We start from the raw sequence: 17,585 nt of genomic DNA on the forward strand, positions 1-17,585 counted from the left end.
TGTCACTCCTGTGGTGTGTTGTCGGCCAGGGGCGGCTGGGCGACGGGCTTGGCGCTGAAGCGCTGCCACGCATCGCCTTCGGCCTTCAAGTCATGGGCGCGCTTGATCAGGTACTGGTGCACCTGCTCGACCTGCTCGGGGTTGAGGTTGTCGGCGAACGAAGGCATGCCATCGGGTACCCGGCCGCCATAGAGGATGCCAAGGAACATCTGGTGCTTTTCGGCAGTGAGCTTGCGCAAGTCGGGCAGCACGCCGCCACTGACGGCGTGAATGCCGTGGCACTGCGAGCAGTTGCCGTCATACAGCGCTGCCCCGGCAGCGACCGTCTGCGCATCGGCGCTCAACGCGGGCGGCTCCGGTGCATCGGCCGGTGGCGCCGGCTCGCGCAACTTGGCGGTACCGCCGATCTTGTAGGTCAGCACCTGAGCGAACGGCTGCACCCCGGCGCGCAGCGACAGCGCCCCGGCAAAGGTGGAGAACGCCCCGCCCCAGCCGGCCATGAACGTCACGTACTGCTCGCCGTCCACCGAATAGGTGATCGGCGCTGCCATCACTCCACTGGCGGCGGGCGACTCCCAGAGCTTTTTGCCTGAATCGGCGGCATAGGCGATCACCCGGCCATCGGCGCTGCCTTCGAACACCAGGTTGCCGCCAGTGCTCAGGGTGCCGCCGTTGAAGATGGTGATGTACGGTACTTCCCACGCAGGCGCTTGCTTGACCGGGTCCCAGGCGATCAGCTTGCCCGACCAGCTCTTGGCCATGTCCAGCAGGCCTTCAGCGCCTTCGGGCATCATGCCGGTACGCAGCCCCAGCTGGTAAACGCTCTTGAACGGGTTGCGCCTGGGCGCCTCGGGGATGTGTTCGTAGTAGGCCGACATGATATGCGCCGGGATGTACACCAGGCCCGTGTCGGGGTTGTAGGACATCGGGTGCCAATCGTGGGCGCCCCAGAACGCTGGGGTCACCAGCTTGCGCTTGCCGTCCTTCCAGTAGGCGGCCGCCTCATCGTCGAGGATCGGCCGTCCGGTTTTCATGTCGATACCCTTGGCCCAGTTGACCGGCACGATGTTCTTCGCCGACAGCAGCTCGCCGGTGGCACGGTCCAGGACGTAGAAGAAGCCGTTTTTCGGGGCTTGCATCAGCACTTTGCGTGGTTTGCCGTCAATTGGCAGCTCGGCCAGGATCATGTGCTGGGTGGCGGTGAAATCCCAGGCATCGCCTGGCGTGGTCTGGTAGTGCCAGGCGTATTCGCCGGTGTCAGCGTTGACCGCGACGATCGAGGACAGGAACAGGTTGTCGCCCTTGGCCTGGCTGCGCCATTTCGGGTCCCACATCGAGCCATTGCCCACGCCGATATACAACAGGTTGAGTTCCGGGTCGTAGGCGAACGAGTCCCAGGCGGTACCGCCGCCGCCCCACTCGACATAAGCGTCGCCGTGCCAGGTCTTGCTGGCGATTTCCATGGCTTTGTTCTCGGGCGGCAGCTTGGGGTCGCCCGGTACGGTGAAGAAGCGCCAGGCCTGTTTGCCGGTTTCGGCGTCGTACGCCGTCACGTACCCGCGCACACCGAATTCGGCGCCGCCATTGCCAATGATCACCTTGCCATTGACCACCCGCGGTGCCCCGGTGATGGTGTAGCTGCGCTTGGTGTCATCGCGGGTGTCCACCGACCACACGCGCTTGCCGGTCTTGGCATCGATCGCCTCCAGGCGGCCATCGAGCACGCCAACGTAGACCTTGCCCTGCCACACCGCCACCCCGCGGTTGACCGCGTCACAGCAGGCTTCACCGGCGCGGTGGCGGTCGGACTGCGGGTCGTACTTCCACAGCAGCGCGCCATTGCGCGCGTCCAGGGCATATACCACCGAGAACGGCCCGGTGGTGTACATCACCCCGTCAACCACGATCGGTGTCGCTTCCACACCCCGGTCAAGGTCTAGCTTGTAACTCCAGGCAAGACCGAGCTGGTTGACATTGTCCTGGTTGATCGCCTTGAGCGGGCTGTAGCGCTGCTCGTCATAGGTTCGGCCGTGGCTCATCCAGTTGCCGGGTTCCTTGTCGGCGTCGATGATGCGCTGGCCGTCGACTTCGGCGGCTAAAGCAGGTGCGCTGCACGCCAGGCTCAAGGCCAGGCAGCTCAGCAAGTGCGGCAGAGGCCGACGGTGTGGGCCTGTTCGATTCATGCTCGGTTCTCCGTTCTTGTTATGGACACCGCATCAGGCGTCGGTAACACACAGAGCAACGGCTGTGCCACTGATAGCACGCGCTCGCCAACCCCCCATGCCAGAGCGGTTCGGCACTACCTTGTAGGGAACCACCAGGCCAGTGCCACTGGCGCAGCGATGAAACAATTGCTGCAGGCATGACACAGGTGTGCCAGCCGCTCGCCGGCCCAAAAGGTGCTGAGTTGCATGAACAAAGACCATTGGGGAGCTCGCAGCCGGGGTGCCGGTCCCCCCATTCCCCAATGATCCCGGTATCGTGCGCGCCATTGGTTTTTCACCTTCGGAGCGGCAATGAAACTCTTCCAACCCTTGCAGATCGGCCCACTGACATTGCCCAACCGCGTGTTCATGGCGCCCCTCACCCGCCTGCGCAGCCGGGAGCCCGGTGATGTACCCACCCAGATGATGGCCGAGTACTACGCCCAGCGTGCCAGTGCCGGCCTGATCATCACCGAGGCTACGCAAATCTCCTTCCAGGCCAAGGGTTACTCGGGCTCGCCAGGCATTCACAGCGCCGAGCAGATCGCCGCCTGGCGCCTGGTCAACGAAGGCATTCATGCTGCAGGCGGCCACAGCGCCGTGCAGGTCTGGCACACCGGCCGTGTTTCGCACACGTCCTTGCAGCCTGGTGGCCAGGCACCTGTGGCGCCCAGCGCCCTGGCTGCCAGTGCCCGTACCACGTTGCGGGACGAACAAGGCAACCTGGTACGCACCGAGACCTCTGCACCGCGTGCGCTGAGCGAGGAAGAAATCGCCGGCATCGTCGCCGATTTCGGCCAGGCCGCGGTAAATGCTCGCGAAGCCGACTTCGACTTCATCGAATTGCATGCCGCTCACGGCTACCTTTTGCATCAGTTCCTCACCCCCAGCGCCAACCAGCGCGAGGACCGTTATGGCGGCAGTGTCGAGAACCGCGCCCGTATCGTGCTCGAAGCAGTGGATGCCGCCATTGCCGGCTGGAGCGCCGAGCGCGTGGGTATCCGTATTTTCCCGTTGGGTGGCTTCAATGGCGTGGACAATGGCGAAGATCAAGAGGCCGCAGGGCTGTACCTGATCAAGGAACTGGCCAAGCGCAACCTGGCCTACCTGCACCTGTCCGAGCCGGACTGGGCGGGTGGCAAGCCGCTGCGCGATAACTTCCGTGAGGCTATTCGGGCCGCTTACCCAGGTGTGATCATTGCCGCAGGCGCCTATACCGCAGAGAAAGGCGAAGACCTGATCGGGCGTGGGTTGATCGATGCCGTGGCGTTCGGCCGCAGCTTCATCGCCAACCCAGACCTGGTGGAACGCCTGCTGATCAAGGCGCCACTGAATGAACATCGGCCACAGTTCGACTATGCGAACGGGCCGCAGGGGTATACGGATTACCCGTTCCTGCAACAGGCTTGATGGCATGACCGGCCCCGCATCTACGGATCAGACGCCGTAGAGGCAGCCGGGATGAACCCGGCTTCAGGGGCCTGACGTGCGCAATCATTGTTCCCAGGGCACGCCCTGCTCCCAGCTCGCCACCAGCAGATCGATGAACCCGCGTACGCGCGGCGACAGGTGGCGTTTGCTGGGGTACACCACCCGAATGGGATCCGCCGGCGGCCTGTAGGCGTGCAGCACTTCCACCAGGGTGCCGGCGCGAAGGTCCTCCCCGGTGATGTAGGTGGGCAGGTGAATCAGCCCGAACCCTGCCCGTGCACCATCGAGCATGGCTTCGGAACTGTCGATATTGAGCCGCCCCGGCTCCTCGCACAGGTGCAGGCCCTCCAGGGTGTGAAAGCGCCAGGGCATGGATTTTTCACCTGTCAGGAAGGCGATCTTGTCGTGCCCGTAAAGGTCTGCCGGCACCTGCGGCACCCCGTGCCGGCGCAGATAATCGGGCGAAGCGCAGGTGACGAACTGCTGCCAGGCCACAGTGCGTGTGAGCAGCTGTGAGTCTTCCTTGGGAGCACCGATCCGCACGGCCACGTCAATGCCCTCCTCGACCAGGTCGACGAACCGGTCGGTAAAGCGGATGTCGGCGCGCAGTTCCGGCCATTGCTTGAGGTAAGCATCGAGCACCGGCAGCACATGGCGCTGGCCCAACGACAACGGGGCGGTCAGGCGCAGTGTGCCGCTGGGCTTGCCGCGCCGCTGGGCCATGGTGGTTTCCACCTCGTCCAGGTCATCCAGAATCTGCCGCCAACGCTCATACGCCACCAAACCCTCATCGGTCAGGCTCAATTTGCGAGTGGTACGGTTGAGCAGGCGTACCGCCATGCGCGCCTCCAGCCGCGCGATGCTCTTGCCCACGGCTGAACGGGTCAGCCCCAGGCTCGCCGCTGCAGCGGTAAAGCTGCCCGCCTTCGCGGCACTGACGAAAGCGGTGATGTCGCCGAAGCGGTTGGGTTCCATGTCCGGTACCTGCAGAGACTCAAGACCCGCTTAGATGGGTGCATATTGCAGTAATGCAAGGGCGTCGTTACAGCATCCACTGCAGGCCCTTGATGACCAGCAGGTGCACCGGGTAGAACAGATACCCCCAACGCCCCACCGCAGGCACGGGCCAATGGTCGTTGCGCAGCAATCTGCACCCGACAGGAATGGCCAGGGCTGCAGCGGCCATGGTCAACAACGTGACCGGTGCCAGCAGGTGTTCGAACAACCAACTGTTGGTCAGGTTGCCCGCCACAGCCAACAGGCACGGCAGCAGCCAGGCCACGCCCCCTCGGCTGCGCGCCATCAGCCAGGCGCTAGGCAGCAGGACGCCGGGCAACCCATACATCAGCTGCGCGCTGCCCAACGTTGCGATCACCAAGGCGACAAGGCCGATCAGCCGCGCTGCCGCCGTTGGGTGGTGCACCGCCCACGCCACCAGCAGCCCCAAGGTCAGTGTGGGGATCACGCTGAAGGTCTGGGTGGTGGCGTCCAGCCAACGGTAAGGGCCTTCAGACAGGACCATGAACGTCAGCATCCAGCCCAGGTAGCGCAGGTTGGGGCGGGTCAACAGCCGACCCGCTGGGCTGCGCCCGACATTCACTGCGATCGCCAGGCAGAACAAGGGGAAGGCCAGGCGACCGACGATGAACAGCCCGTCCGCGGCTGGCCAGATGAAACGTAGATGGTCGGCGACCATGGTCACGATCGCCGTCCACTTGACCAGGTCCAGCCCTGCCGAACGCACGCCTCAGCGCCCGGGGCCGTCGGCCTGATGCAGGTATTGGGTGGTCCAGGCGGCCAACGGCAGCGGGGGTTGCTGGTCCAGGATACGGCGCCAGATCAACGCCAGGTCGTGGCGGTTGAACATCGAGCCTGCTCCGCTGCCGCGCCACGCGGTGGGCGTGTCGGCAACCCATTGCCCCTGAGCATCGCGGTGGCCCATGTTGAAGCGGAAGGTGTAATTGCCCGGGATCCCCATGCGCAGGTCGGTGACCACCAGCGCACCGTCCACCTCGTCGTAGCGCAGCCAGTCATCGGTAAACCAGCGCAGCCGCTGCAACAGGGGGTTGTCGGCCAATGCAGCGGCAAGCTGCAGGTTACGCGGCAGGCGCTGCATTTCCGGGGGCGCACGGTCGAACACACTGCTGATGCCCTCGTAATAGTCACCCTCCGGGGTCTTGGCCAGCACGCGCCAGACCAGGCTGTTGAACGCGATCGGTACCGCACGCACGTCGCTGGCGACAACCCCCTGCTGGTCGAGGGCCGCCTGGAAACGCTGCTCGGCTGCCATGCGCCCGGCCAGGCCGAAACCCAGGTAGGCCGTGCTGAACACCAGGGCCAGGCTCATCAGCCGCAGCGCCTGGGCGCTGACGCCCCTGACCGCAGCGTAGAGCACGGCCGCCAGCAGTGGCACGGTATAGACAGGGTCGATGATGAACACACTGGCCCAGCTTTGCGGGGTGAACTGCAATGGCCAGAACAGTTGCGTGCCGTACACCGTGAATGAATCGAGGATCGGGTGGGTGACCAGCACCAGCCAGAACGCCAGGAACAGCCTGGGCAAGGTATAGCCTTTGTCAGGCCAGCGCTTGCGCCCCAGCCAGTTGACCAGCCAGGCGAGCGCCAGGGCCAGGCCGGTCAGCACGAAGATCGAGTGGGAAAAGCCCCGGTGGTAGGTCATTTGCGACACCGGGTCGGCGTAGCGGATGACCACGTCCAGGTCCGGCACGGTGCCCAGTACGGCACCGTAGATCAACGAGCGGCGGCCCTGGATGCGGCCGAGCACTGTGCCTTGCAGGGCAGCGCCGAGTACGGCTTGGGTAATGGAGTCCAAGGGAAGGTTTCCTGAGCGGGCAATACTGGAAACCTAACCCTGCGAACCCCGTTGATGCAATTGCTGCTGTGTGACAACGCGTGGCCGGTACGGGCTCAGAACAGCTGCCAGGTGTATACCAGGATCAACCGGTTCTCATCGATGTCGCTGCGGTAATTGGACCGCGCCATGGCATTTCTCACCCGAATTCCCAGCCCTTTGAGCACACCGCTCTGCACCGCATACCCCAGATCGATGTCTCGTTCGCGATCCTTGCCCTCGTACCCTTGGCCTGTGTCGACGTTGTTACCGGTGATGTAGCGCACCGTCGCCGTCAGCCCCGGGATGCCCATGGCCGCGAAGTTGTAGTCATAGCGCAGCTGATAGGAGCGCTCATCGGTGTAGGCGAATTCATAGGTCGGCACCTCATTGCCCAGCGGGGAAATATTGGCGAATACCCTGGGGAACGGGCTGTCACCGTACATGGCCTGGTAGCCCGCGTGAAAGCTGTGCCCCCCTCGCCTGGCTGTGAGCAGTGAAAAGAATGCCTGGTTGTCGATGCTGCCCAGCAAGGCGTCACCTTGCTCACGGGCGGTGAAATAGCCCAGGTTGGCACTGAGCACCCAGTCGCCGATCGGTTTGCTGTGCTTGAACCCGGCAAAGCCCTGGGCATAGATGTCCTGCAGTTGCCCGTACCAGAGGCTGGCACTGGTCTGGTTGCCATTGAAGGCATAGTCGCCGCCCACATAGTTGAACGCGTCGCTCTCGACCTGGCGCTGGGGCACATGGCCGAGCATGGCGTTCATTTTGCCGTCGCCGCCTTCGTTACGCAGGTGCGAGCCGCTCAGGTGCCCGGCCTGCACCGTCAGGCCGTCCAGGTCGGATGAGCTGAGGCTGACGCCTTGGTAAGTGGGCGGCAACAGGCGGATATCGCTGAAGGTCAGCACCGGCAGGTTGGGCTGCAGTTCACCCACGCGCAGCTCGGTTTTCGACACCTTGGCCTTGAACGTAGGTGCCAGGCGGCTGTACTCGTCGGCGGCTCTGCCATCACCGTGCACCGGCAGCAGCCCTGTATTGACCCGGTCCGGGCTGCTGTCGAGCTTGATGCCGAGCACGCCCAGCGCGTCGATCCCAACACCTACGGTGCCAGGTGTGTAACCAGACTTGAAATCAAGAATGAAGCCCTGAGCCCACTCCTGGGCCTTGGACTGCTGATTGGCGCCGACGATGTCGGAAAAGTCACGGCTGAAGTAGTAGTTACGGGCGCTGAGGCTGGCTTTGGCATCCGTGAAGAAACCGCCTTCGGCGGCGAGTAACGGTTGGCTGAGCAGGGTCAGCCCGATGGCGACGCAAGGGGTTGGGTTCATTCCGAAGCTCTCTTGATCTTGTTGTTATGGGTAAAGCGTTGGCGGTACGGACTTCACAGTGAACGGCGCAGGGCCTCGCGGGCATGGGGGCGACGCAGCCTGAGCAGCGCGTGGGCCAGCAGGCCGAACAGCAGCCCCCAGAACGCCGCCGAAAGGCCAAGGAAAGACACCCCGGAAGCGGTGACCAGGAAGGTGAACAAGCCAGCGTCGCGCTCCTGCGGCTCAGCTAGGCTGCGGGCCAGGGCGTCGCTGATCGCGCCATACAACGCAAGCCCGGCCAGCGCGGCAATCAACGCAGCAGGAAAAGCAGCGAACAGCGACATCAGCGTCGCCCCGGCGATGCCCAGCAACAGGTACAGCGCACTGCCGGCGAGCGCCGCCACATAGCGCCGGCGCGGGTTGTCATGGGCCTCGTGCCCCGTGCACAGGCTGGCGGTGACGGCAGCGAGGTTCAGCCCATGGCAACCGAACGGCGCCAACAAGGCTCCACCGATGGCACTGGCGCTGATCAACGGGCTGGCAGGCGTTGCATAGCCGGCGTTACGCAGCACTGCCATGCCCGGCATGAATTGCCCGGTCAGCGCCACCAGCACCATTGGCAGTGCCAGGCTGAACAGCGCCGCCAGGCTGAACTGCGGGGTGATCCATTGCGGCGAGGCCAGTTGCACGACCAGCGCCTCGCTGCGCAGTGCGCCACTGGCAAAGGTGACAACGGCACCGACCCCCAACACCGCAGCCACGGCGTAGCGAGGTTGCAGCCTGCGCATCAGCACATAGGTAACGAACATCGCCAGCACCAGGCCCGGCTGCAGCGGCAATGCCCGGAACACCTCGATGCCGAAGCTGAACAGAATGCCGGCCTGCATGCCGGCGGCGATCGAGCCCGGCAGGCGCGCGATGATGCGGTCGAAGGCCCCACTGATGCCGATCACCAGCAGGACCAGGTTGGCCATCAGATACGCCCCTACCGCCTGCTCCAGTCCTAGCTGGGGCAAGGCCGTGACCAACAGTGCCGAACCCGGGATGGACCAGGCGATCACCACCGGCACCCGGTAGTACAGGCTCAACACGCCGCCGAGTACCGCGCTGCCCATGGAGATGGCCCACACCCACGAAGACAGCAGGCCTTGGGACAGACCGGCGGCTTCGGCGGCGTGGAAGATGATCACCAGGGGGCCGGCGTAGGAAATCATCGTCGCCAGGCAACCTGCGACGATGGCGGAAAGGGAGCAGTCCTTGATCAGGTTTTTCATGGGCCTCTCGCTGCAGTGGTGGGTTGCAAGGGCTTTGCGCTCGATCGCCGGCTAGGCGCCTGCGACCCAGACGCCGCTGAGTCGAATGCCTGCGCTGGACCTGCAGACGCCGACCTGCCCGCGATCGCGGCTTAGCCTTCCTGCAAGGCCCGAGGCCGTCCGCTACGCTGCTCATCCGCGCCTTGCAGCGCCTTCTGCAACTGGAAGTCGAACTTCAGTTCGGCAAAACGGCCGTCGGCCCCCTCCCGGAACACCACCTCACCGACCAGCCCATCGCGCGTGGCATAGGCGAAGTCATCCCACAGGTACTTGTCGCCAGACAGGTTGATCTGGGTGGTCAGGTGCCGATGCCCCGGCGCCGAGATGAAGAAGTGCACATGCGCCGGGCGCTGGCCGTGCCGGCCCAACAGGTCCAGACATTCCTGGGTCGGCCCCTGCGGGTCGCAGCCGTAGCCCGAGGGCACGATGGAGCGCGCGCGGTAGCGGCCTTCGGCGTCGGTGACGATGCGCCGACGCAAGTTGTAGTCGGACTGGCCAGGGTCGAAGAACGAGTAAGTGCCTCGGGTGTTGGCATGCCACAGGTCGACCACGGCGCCGGCCAGCGGCTGGCCCTGTGGGCCGAGCACCTGGCCTTCGAGGAACATGACCGTGGCCACACCCTCCTCGCTGCCGTCATCCATGCGCACCTGGCCCTGGGCAATCGGCGCACCGGCAACGTACAGCGGGCCTTCGATGGTGCGCGGGGTGCCGCCGCTCAGGCCTGCCTCGGCATCCTTGGCATCCTGCAGCAGGTCGAGAAAGTGCTCGATGCCCAGCCCCGCTACCAGAAGCCCGGCCTCGCCCCGTGCGCCAAGGCGGTTGAGGTAGTCCACCGCCAGCCAGAACTCGTCCTCACTGATTTCCAGGTCTTCGATCAGGCGTGCGGTGTCTTGCAGCACACGCTGAACGATACGTTTGAGGCGTGGGCTGCCGTCGTCGTTGCCAAAGCCTGCTGCCTCCTCGAAAAACTTCTGGGCGTCGGCAGTGTGGGAAATTTTCACGGTCATGATGCTCATCTCGTCTTGTTGTTGTGCCTAAGGCGTGTTGCAACAGTCGTCGCCGTGGATCGACGACGAGTGACGACACAGGCCGTCGAGCTGGATGTCCCTTCAGGAAAACGGAAGGTTCAGGCCGTCACGGACAAGGCGTGACGCCGGCTGCTGGCCAGGTGCACGGCCATGGCCAGGGCGGCGATTGCGCCGGGAATGGCGAAGGCGATGAAATTGAGTTGCAGCGGCAGGTTGATGCCCATCAGCGCACCGCCCAGCAGTGGCCCGACAATGGCGCCGTTGCGCCCTATGCCCGAGGCCCAGCCCAGGCCGGTGGAACGCACCGCCAGGCCGTAAAGCTGGGCAGCACCGGCGTACAGCAGGATCTGCGTGCCAATGGTGGTGGCGCCGGCGATGAAGATCAGCAGGTACAGCACCGGCATTGGGCTGTTGACCCCGAGCAGGCTGATCGATATTGCAGCTGCCAGGAAAAACGCGACTTTCACTTTCACCAGGTTGTAGCGGTCGCCCAGCCAGCCCCCAAGAATTGCCCCGGCCATGCCGCCGAAGTTCAGTGCCAGCAGGAAGGACAGGCTCGAGCCCAGGCTGTAACCGGCGTTGGCCATCAGTTTCGGCAGCCACGAGCTGAGCGCGTAGACCATCAGCAAGCAGCAGAAAAACGCCAGCCACAGGGCCAGGGTGCGGGTTGCCAGGCCGTTACGGAACAGGTCCAGCACAGAGCCACCCTTGGATTGACGGTCATTGGCCTGCAACTGGTCGTCAGCATGCACATCGCAGTCAGGGTCGAGGCGCTTGAGCAACGTGCGCGCCTCGTCGGTACGGCCCTGGCGCACCAGAAAGCCGATCGATTCGGGCAGGTAATACAGGATCACCGGCAACAGCAGCAGCGGCACTGCGGCGGCGAAGAACATCGACTCCCAGCCAAAGCGCGGCAGCATGAAGATGCCCACGCCTGCCGAAAGCATGCCGCCCAGCGAATAGCCACTGAACATGATTGCCACCAGCGTGCTGCGCAGGCGCTTGGGCGCGTATTCATTCATCAACGCTACGGCATTGGGCATCAGGCCGCCGCAGCCAAGGCCGGCGATGAAGCGATAGATGCCGAACTCGCTGGGGCTGCTGGCGAAGCCGTTGAGGATGGTCGCCCCCGAGAACAGGGCGAAACAGAGGGCAATCCCTTTCTTGCGCCCGATGCGATCGGCCAGGCTGCCAAAGGCCAGGGCACCGAACATCATGCCGAACAGCGCATAGCTGCCCAGGACGCCGGCCTGCAACGGGGCCAAGCCCCATTCTTTCATGATGACTGGCAGTACCACGCCGTAGATGAACAGGTCGTAGCCGTCGAAGACCAGCAGCAGGCCGCACCAGGCCATGACCATCCAGTGGAAGGCGGTGAAACGGGCGTTGTCGATGATCGGGTGAACGTCAAGGGTTCGCATGGCATGTGTCTCTGTTGTTTTTGTTGTGGAGTAAAACTGCCTTTGGGGTGCTGCTCAGCCGAGGTCGCCGCCCCCCACCGGCAGGGTCACACCGGTGATGTAGGAGGCTTCGTCGCTGGCCAGGAAAAGGATCGCGCCAACCTGTTCGTCAATGCTGCCGTAGCGGTGCATCAGGCTGCTGTCCAGGGTCTGGTCGACAATCTGCTGGTACCAGCGCTTGTCCTGCTCGCTCTGCGCCGCCTCATTGCGTGGCACCCGCCGGGGTGGCGCCTCGGTGCCGCCAGGGGCGGTGGCGTTGACGCGGATGCCGCGCCCTGCGGTCTCGAACGCAAGGCACGCGGTGAGTGCGTTGACGCCGCCTTTGGCTGCGCCGTACGGCACACGGTTGACGCCGCGGGTGGCGATCGAGGAGACGTTGACGATGGCGCCACTGCCGCGTTCGAGCATGTAGGGGAGCGCCGCGTGGCAGCACCACAGGGTGGGGAACAGCGAGCGGCGGACTTCGGCTTCGATCTGCGCCACTTCATAGTGTTCGAACGGCTTGGCCCAGATGGTGCCGCCAACGTTGTTGACCAGAATGTCGATGCGACCGAACGCCTCTACCGCCGAGGCCATGACGCGGGCGCAGTCGGGGTATTGCTCAAGGTCGGCGGTGAGTGTCAGCACGCCCTCCCCGGCCAGTTCGTGAACCAGTTCGGAGCGGTCCACAGCAACCACCTGCGCGCCCTCGGCCTTGAGCCGCCAGCACACGCCACGGCCGATGCCTTGGGCGGCGCCGGTGACCAGGGCTACTTTGTTATGGAATCGGTTGTTCATCTGCTACTTCCTTATCCTGTTTTTCAGGCGCAACCTTGCCTTGCCTGCACTGGCCCGATCGCCGGCAAGCCGGCGTCCGCAGGCACAGCGGTGCTATCAGGCCCAACTGCCGGCTTTGGAAGAAAAAAAGGCCACCTTCACCCGCACGATGGGGTGGCCCCAAGGAAACTCAGGCTGCGGCAGCAGCGAACTTCTCGTAGTAGAAGTTGGCCGGTGTGATGCCCTGCTCGCGGATGTACTGGCTGACCGCCTCGACCATCGGTGGCGGGCCGCACAGGTAAACATCGACATCGCCATCGTTGAGGTGGCACGGCGCGATGTGCTGGGTCACGTAGCCCTTTTGCGGGTACTGGCTTTCGGGGTTGGCCACGCAGGCGCTGAAGGTGAAGTTGGGGATGCGCGCAGCCAGGGCCTGCAAACGGTCCAGCTCGACCAGGTCGAAATCATTGGTCACCCCATAGATCAGGTGCAGGGGATGCTCGCTGCCCTGTTCGGCGATCTTTTCCAGCATCGCCGTGAACGGTGCCAGGCCCGTGCCACCGGCCAGCAGCAGCAAGGGGCGCTGGATCGGGCGCAGGTAGAAGCTGCCCAGGGGCCCGGCCAGGCTCATGTTGTCGCCGGCCTTGGCCAGGCTGGTGAGGAAGCTGCTCATCAGCCCGCCCGGCACGTTGCGGATCAGGAAACTGACCTCACCGTCCTTCTGCAACGAACTGAAGGAGTAGGCGCGACTCTGGTCGCTGCCTGGCACTGTGAGGTTGACGTACTGCCCGGGCAGGAAAGCCAGCCTGTTCAGCGATTCACCCTTGATCGACAGGGCGATGGTACTGGCTGACAACTGGCGTACATCACTGATGGCGGCCTGGAAGCTCGCCTGTTCGGTCTTGCACAGTTGCGAAGATGCCGGGATGCGTACCACGCAGTCGCTTTCGGCGCGCATCTGGCAGGTCAGTACATAGCCTTCGGCGATTTCGTCTTCACTGAGGGCGTCTTCGATGAAGTTGTCGCCCAGGTCATAACGGCCGGATTCGGCCTTGCACTTGCATGTACCGCAGGCGCCATCGCGGCAGTCCAGCGGAATATTGATGCCTTGGCGGTAAGCGGCGTCGGCCACGGTTTCATGGCCGCTGGCCTCGATGAAGCGGGTTACCCCGTCTTCGAAATTAAGCGCGATCTGGAAGCTCATGTTGCACCTCGCGGGCGAACCTGGCCACGGTGCGCCATGGGGCACACCGGGCCGTTCGCGTAACCTCGGTTCAGATGTGGTAGATGTCGATGACCTGGCGCACGTAGTCGTTCTTCAGCACCACCTTCTTGGCCTTGATCAGCGGCTGTTCGCCGCGCAGGTCCAGGGTGTAGAAGCTCGTACCGAAGTAGCTGTCGGTGGTCTTGTAGCGAAAGCTCAACGTGTGCCAGTTGAAGCGCACCTGGCAATGACCCTCGCCCTGCTCGACGATCTCGATGTTGCTGATGTTGTGCGAGGTGCGGGTGTCGGGCACGGTCGCGCTGGAACGCTCGGTCTTGATGCGGAACACCCGGTCCTCGAGGCCGCCACGGTTGCCGTACCAGATCAGCGAGATCTCGCTTTGCGGGTCGGTCGTCAGGCGGTCGTCGTCATCCCAGGCAGGCATCCAGAAGCTTGCGTCGCTGGCATACAATTCCAGCCACTGGTCCCACTGTGCATCGTCCAGGTAGCGCGCTTCGCGGTACAGGAAGTCGCGCACGGTCTCATGAAGGCTCATTGCACGGCCTCCACGGGGATCAGTCGCTGCTCGTCCTCGAGGGCCTTGAGCATGGTGTCCTGCCAGTACTTGTGCTGCAGGACGAACAGGCCCTCGTCCTCGGTACGCACGCCCGACAGCAGCGGGCTGAGTTCGATTTCGCGGGCGGCCTCGTCGGCGCCCTCGACCCAGTGTGCCGCGCCACGCGACATGTCGTTCCATCCGGTACCACCGCCGTAACCGGTTTGGCACGAGCGGAATTCCTCGAGATCGTCCGGCGTGGCCATGCCACTGACGTTGAAGAAGTCTTCGTACTGCCGAATGCGGCTGGCCCGGGCCTCGGCACTCTCGCCTTTTGGCGCGATGCAGTAGATGGTGATTTCGGTCTTGTTCACCGATATCGGCCGCGCGATGCGGATCTGCGAGCTGAACTGGTCCATCAGGTAGACGTTGGGGTACAGGCACAGGTTGCGCGAGTTCTCGATCATCCAGTCGGCACGCGCCTGGCCGAAGTCTGCGGCGAGTTGTTCGCGGCGCTCGAAGGCCGGGCGGTCTTCGGGATTGGCCCAGCGGGTCCACAGCAGCAGGTGGCCGTGGTCGAAGGAGTAGAAACCACCCCCCTGCTTGGCCCATGCGCCCGCGCTCATGGTCTTGATCTCTTCGCCCGCTTCGCGCTGCTTGCGCTGGTTCTGGGTGGCGGCGTAGTTCCAGTGCACGGAGCTCACATGGTAGCCATCGGCGCCGTTCTCGGCGGTCAGCTTCCAGTTGCCTTCGTAGATGTACGAACTGGCCCCGCGCAGCACCTCCAGGCCCTCGGGGGACTGGTCAACGATCATGTCGATGATCTTGGCCGACTCGCCCAGGTGTTCGGCCAGCGGTTTGACATCGGCATTGAGGCTGCCGAACAGGAAGCCACGGTAGGATTCGAACCGGGCAACCTTGGTCAGGTCATGGGAGCCGTCGCAGTTGAAACTGTCGGGGTAGCCGGCGTTGCTCGGGTCTTTGACCTTGAGCAGTTTGCCGCTGTTGTTGAAGGTCCAGCCATGGAACGGGCAGGTATAGCTTGCGCGGTTTCCGCGCTTGTGCCGGCAGAGCATGGCACCGCGGTGGCTGCAGGCATTGAGGAACGCATTGAGTTCACCGTCTTTGTTGCGCGCGATGAAGATCGGCTGGCGCCCCATGGACAGGGTGAGGAAGTCGTTTTTTTCGGGGATCTGGCTTTCGTGAGCCAGGTAGATCCAGTTGCCCTCGAAGATGTGTTTCATCTCCAGGTCGAACAGGCGTGGGTCGGTGAACATCTCGCGCTTGCAGCGATAGATGCCCTTTTCACGGTCGTCCTCGAGCATGGCATTGAGGTAGTCGAATCCCAGGGACATGGCCAGGGTCTCCATTGTTATTGTTCAGACCGGGTCAGGTTAGGGCAGAGATTCGAGGGCGAATATCCAGATCGTGCACGTGGCTATCCAGTTCCTGCAGGCCTGTGGCCCGCTGGGTGCGGCGCCTTGGCCCGGCCAAGGCGAATGACGTTTGTGCGGCCATCGCAATTATCCATTGAACGCGCCGTGCCACCTGAAGTAAGCTCGGGGACATCAACTGGAGAGCAACATGCCGAAACACCCCCGCAACCACGCCAACCACACCGGTCGCAACCTGCGCCCTGTGCTGGCCGTTGCCGGCTGCAAGGCTGTTGCCTGCTTTTATTTTGGGTATTGGTTTAGCCACTAGGCGCCGCTGATACCCACACGGCGCCCACCTTCGAGGGGCCGCCGAACATGAGAATACTCAAACCCCCGGTCGGCCCCCCGACCGGGGGTTTTGCTTTTCTGGCCTTTGCACATTACCGAATCACACTGAGGACACTTCCATGAACTACGCCACTTATTACTACGCAAGCACCTACGCCTGGCGATTTAGCCAATCCCGCTCGGGCCAGCCTGCCGCCTCCGACCGGTTCGTCCACGGTGGCAATGCTGCAGCCAATCTGAATTCAACGATCAGTCGAACATCTCGATAGGGGCCGACTGCGCGGGTCAGAACCCGCCGTCCGCCCAGGGAACCTACGCCATGCAAGCCTCGAACCTCGCTCTGCCCCTGACCCAGCCAAACGCTGCCAACACCATCGTCAGCCGTCGCCTGCCCAGCCCGCACCTGCTCAAGCAGCAGATGCCGCTTCCAATCGAACATGCCCAGCACGTCCAGGCCCAGCGCCAGGCCATTCGCGCCATCCTCGAAGGCCGCGACCCGCGCCTGCTGGTGGTCGTCGGCCCGTGCTCGATCCACGACCCGCGCTCGGCCCTTGAATACGCCGACCGCCTGGCGGCCCTGAGCCGCGAAGTCGACGACAAGTTGCTGCTGGTGATGCGCGCCTATGTGGAGAAACCGCGCACCACAGTGGGCTGGAAAGGCCTGGCCTACGACCCGCACCTCGATGGCAGCGACGACATGCATGGCGGCATCGCCCTGTCCCGCGGCTTGATGCTGAACATGATCGAACGCGGCCTGCCGATCGCCACCGAGCTGCTGCAGCCGCTGGTGGCCGGTTACTTCGATGACCTGTTGGGCTGGGCGGCGATTGGCGCGCGGACCACCGAATCGCAGGTCCATCGTGAGATGGTCAGCGGCCTGGCGTTGCCGGTCGGCTTCAAGAACGGCACCGATGGCGGTGTCGCCATCGCGTGCGACGCGATGCGCAGCGCCGCCGCCGCCCACCGCCATTTCGGCATGGATGCGCAAGGGCACCCGGCAATCATCGAGACCCTGGGTAACCCGGACACCCACCTGGTGCTGCGCGGCGGCCACAAAGGCCCGAATTACGACAGCACCAGCATTGCCCAAGCCCGCCAAGGGCTGGCCAAAGCGGGATTGCAGGCGCGGATCATGGTTGATTGCAGCCATGCCAACAGTGGCAAGGACCCCGCGCGTCAGCCGGCGGTGTTCGAGGAGGTGCTGGCCCAGCGCCTGGCCGGCGACACATCGATTGTCGGGGTGATGCTTGAAGGCCACCTTTTCGACGGGTGCCAGGCGCTGGGCAAAGGCCCGCTGAAGTACGGCGTGTCGATCACCGATGGCTGCCTGGGCTGGGAAGCGACACAAACCCTGCTGCGCGAGGCTGCGACACGTATGTAGGAGCTGTACAGCAAGCCTTGCGAGACTTTTCCCAAGCAAGTGCGCTAGGCTTGCCCTTTTCACCCAAGGAGTAGTACCCATGGCACGCGCCACTGCCCGCCACATCCTCGTCAGCAGCGAAGACAAGTGCAACGAACTGAAAGCCCAGATCGAAGCCGGTGCCGACTTCGCTGAAATCGCCAAAGCCAACTCCACCTGCCCGTCCAGCCGCCAGGGCGGTGACCTGGGCTCGTTCGGCCCAGGCCAGATGGTCAAGGAGTTCGATACCGTTGTGTTCAGCGCCCCGGTCAACACCGTGCAAGGCCCGGTCAAGACCCAGTTCGGCTACCACCTGCTGGAAGTGACCAGCCGCCAGGACTAAGTCCACGCT

General features: G+C 63.9%; 15 protein-coding genes. 3 read left to right on the forward strand and 12 right to left on the reverse strand.

Annotation, left to right across the window (positions count from 1 at the left end; all coding sequences use genetic code 11):
* Positions 1-2: 2 nt before the first annotated feature.
* A complete protein-coding gene (locus tag ABRP30_RS13435; RefSeq protein ID WP_349975323.1) occupies positions 3-2,183 on the reverse strand; it encodes a PQQ-dependent dehydrogenase, methanol/ethanol family in 2,181 nt (726 codons plus the stop codon).
* 333 nt (positions 2,184-2,516) lie between these two features.
* Between ABRP30_RS13435 and ABRP30_RS13440 the strand changes: the two genes are divergently transcribed.
* A complete protein-coding gene (locus ABRP30_RS13440) occupies positions 2,517-3,614 on the forward strand; it encodes an alkene reductase (protein WP_349975322.1) in 1,098 nt (365 codons plus the stop codon).
* Positions 3,615-3,698: 84 nt separating this feature from the next.
* On the opposite strand, the gene ABRP30_RS13445 is transcribed toward ABRP30_RS13440, so the two are convergent.
* From ABRP30_RS13445 to benA, 11 genes are all read right to left on the reverse strand, one after another.
* Complete coding sequence (locus ABRP30_RS13445) at positions 3,699-4,610, reverse strand: LysR family transcriptional regulator (RefSeq protein ID WP_349975321.1); 912 nt, start codon at positions 4,608-4,610, stop codon at positions 3,699-3,701.
* 67 nt (positions 4,611-4,677) lie between these two features.
* On the reverse strand, positions 4,678-5,379 hold the full coding sequence (locus tag ABRP30_RS13450; protein ID WP_349975320.1) for a TraX family protein: 702 nt from the start codon (positions 5,377-5,379) through the stop codon (positions 4,678-4,680).
* Between the two features lie 3 nt (positions 5,380-5,382).
* Positions 5,383-6,468: a metal-dependent hydrolase gene (locus ABRP30_RS13455; RefSeq protein ID WP_349975318.1), complete on the reverse strand. Its 1,086-nt coding sequence runs from the start codon at positions 6,466-6,468 to the stop codon at positions 5,383-5,385.
* A gap of 95 nt (positions 6,469-6,563) precedes the next feature.
* Positions 6,564-7,814, reverse strand: a complete 1,251-nt coding sequence (locus tag ABRP30_RS13460) for an OprD family porin (RefSeq protein ID WP_349975317.1) — start codon at positions 7,812-7,814, stop codon at positions 6,564-6,566.
* A gap of 53 nt (positions 7,815-7,867) precedes the next feature.
* Positions 7,868-9,067 (reverse strand): benzoate/H(+) symporter BenE family transporter, encoded by a 1,200-nt coding sequence (locus ABRP30_RS13465; protein WP_349975316.1) that lies wholly within the window; start codon positions 9,065-9,067, stop codon positions 7,868-7,870.
* 131 nt (positions 9,068-9,198) lie between these two features.
* A complete protein-coding gene (catA, locus tag ABRP30_RS13470) occupies positions 9,199-10,113 on the reverse strand; it encodes a catechol 1,2-dioxygenase (protein WP_349975314.1) in 915 nt (304 codons plus the stop codon).
* Between the two features lie 119 nt (positions 10,114-10,232).
* Positions 10,233-11,555, reverse strand: a complete 1,323-nt coding sequence (locus tag ABRP30_RS13475) for an aromatic acid/H+ symport family MFS transporter (protein WP_349975313.1) — start codon at positions 11,553-11,555, stop codon at positions 10,233-10,235.
* A gap of 54 nt (positions 11,556-11,609) precedes the next feature.
* Positions 11,610-12,371 (reverse strand): 1,6-dihydroxycyclohexa-2,4-diene-1-carboxylate dehydrogenase, encoded by a 762-nt coding sequence (locus ABRP30_RS13480; RefSeq protein ID WP_349975312.1) that lies wholly within the window; start codon positions 12,369-12,371, stop codon positions 11,610-11,612.
* A 169-nt stretch (positions 12,372-12,540) separates the two neighbouring features.
* The gene (gene benC / locus ABRP30_RS13485) at positions 12,541-13,554 is read right to left on the reverse strand and encodes a benzoate 1,2-dioxygenase electron transfer component BenC (RefSeq protein ID WP_349975311.1); all 1,014 of its coding nucleotides are present in this window, start codon (positions 13,552-13,554) and stop codon (positions 12,541-12,543) included.
* A 70-nt stretch (positions 13,555-13,624) separates the two neighbouring features.
* Positions 13,625-14,110 (reverse strand): benzoate 1,2-dioxygenase small subunit, encoded by a 486-nt coding sequence (gene benB / locus ABRP30_RS13490; RefSeq protein ID WP_267816046.1) that lies wholly within the window; start codon positions 14,108-14,110, stop codon positions 13,625-13,627.
* Complete coding sequence (gene benA, locus ABRP30_RS13495; protein ID WP_267816048.1) at positions 14,107-15,465, reverse strand: benzoate 1,2-dioxygenase large subunit; 1,359 nt, start codon at positions 15,463-15,465, stop codon at positions 14,107-14,109. Before benA ends, benB begins: the two co-directional genes overlap by 4 nt.
* Positions 15,466-16,153: 688 nt before the next feature.
* On the opposite strand from benA, the gene ABRP30_RS13500 reads away from it, so the two are divergent.
* Together ABRP30_RS13500 and ABRP30_RS13505 are read left to right on the forward strand one after the other, a co-directional pair.
* On the forward strand, positions 16,154-17,215 hold the full coding sequence (locus tag ABRP30_RS13500) for a 3-deoxy-7-phosphoheptulonate synthase (protein ID WP_349975310.1): 1,062 nt from the start codon (positions 16,154-16,156) through the stop codon (positions 17,213-17,215).
* A 79-nt stretch (positions 17,216-17,294) separates the two neighbouring features.
* Positions 17,295-17,576: a peptidylprolyl isomerase gene (locus tag ABRP30_RS13505; protein ID WP_003248318.1), complete on the forward strand. Its 282-nt coding sequence runs from the start codon at positions 17,295-17,297 to the stop codon at positions 17,574-17,576.
* Positions 17,577-17,585: the final 9 nt, after the last annotated feature.

Origin of the sequence: Pseudomonas sp. WHRI 8519, from assembly GCF_040224055.2 — a bacterium.
Taxonomy (GTDB): Bacteria; Pseudomonadota; Gammaproteobacteria; order Pseudomonadales; family Pseudomonadaceae; genus Aquipseudomonas; species Aquipseudomonas putida_X.

Coding starts and splice junctions, on each gene's coding strand:
- ABRP30_RS13435 (WP_349975323.1), bottom strand. CDS start 2,183: ATGAATCGAACAGGCCCACACCGTCGGCCTCTGCCGCACTTGCTGAGC.
- ABRP30_RS13440 (WP_349975322.1), top strand. CDS start 2,517: ATGAAACTCTTCCAACCCTTGCAGATCGGCCCACTGACATTGCCCAAC.
- ABRP30_RS13445 (WP_349975321.1), bottom strand. CDS start 4,610: ATGGAACCCAACCGCTTCGGCGACATCACCGCTTTCGTCAGTGCCGCG.
- ABRP30_RS13460 (WP_349975317.1), bottom strand. CDS start 7,814: ATGAACCCAACCCCTTGCGTCGCCATCGGGCTGACCCTGCTCAGCCAA.
- ABRP30_RS13465 (WP_349975316.1), bottom strand. CDS start 9,067: ATGAAAAACCTGATCAAGGACTGCTCCCTTTCCGCCATCGTCGCAGGT.
- catA (WP_349975314.1), bottom strand. CDS start 10,113: ATGACCGTGAAAATTTCCCACACTGCCGACGCCCAGAAGTTTTTCGAG.
- ABRP30_RS13475 (WP_349975313.1), bottom strand. CDS start 11,555: ATGCGAACCCTTGACGTTCACCCGATCATCGACAACGCCCGTTTCACC.
- ABRP30_RS13480 (WP_349975312.1), bottom strand. CDS start 12,371: ATGAACAACCGATTCCATAACAAAGTAGCCCTGGTCACCGGCGCCGCC.
- benC (WP_349975311.1), bottom strand. CDS start 13,554: ATGAGCTTCCAGATCGCGCTTAATTTCGAAGACGGGGTAACCCGCTTC.
- benB (WP_267816046.1), bottom strand. CDS start 14,110: ATGAGCCTTCATGAGACCGTGCGCGACTTCCTGTACCGCGAAGCGCGC.
- benA (WP_267816048.1), bottom strand. CDS start 15,465: ATGTCCCTGGGATTCGACTACCTCAATGCCATGCTCGAGGACGACCGT.
- ABRP30_RS13500 (WP_349975310.1), top strand. CDS start 16,154: ATGCAAGCCTCGAACCTCGCTCTGCCCCTGACCCAGCCAAACGCTGCC.
- ABRP30_RS13505 (WP_003248318.1), top strand. CDS start 17,295: ATGGCACGCGCCACTGCCCGCCACATCCTCGTCAGCAGCGAAGACAAG.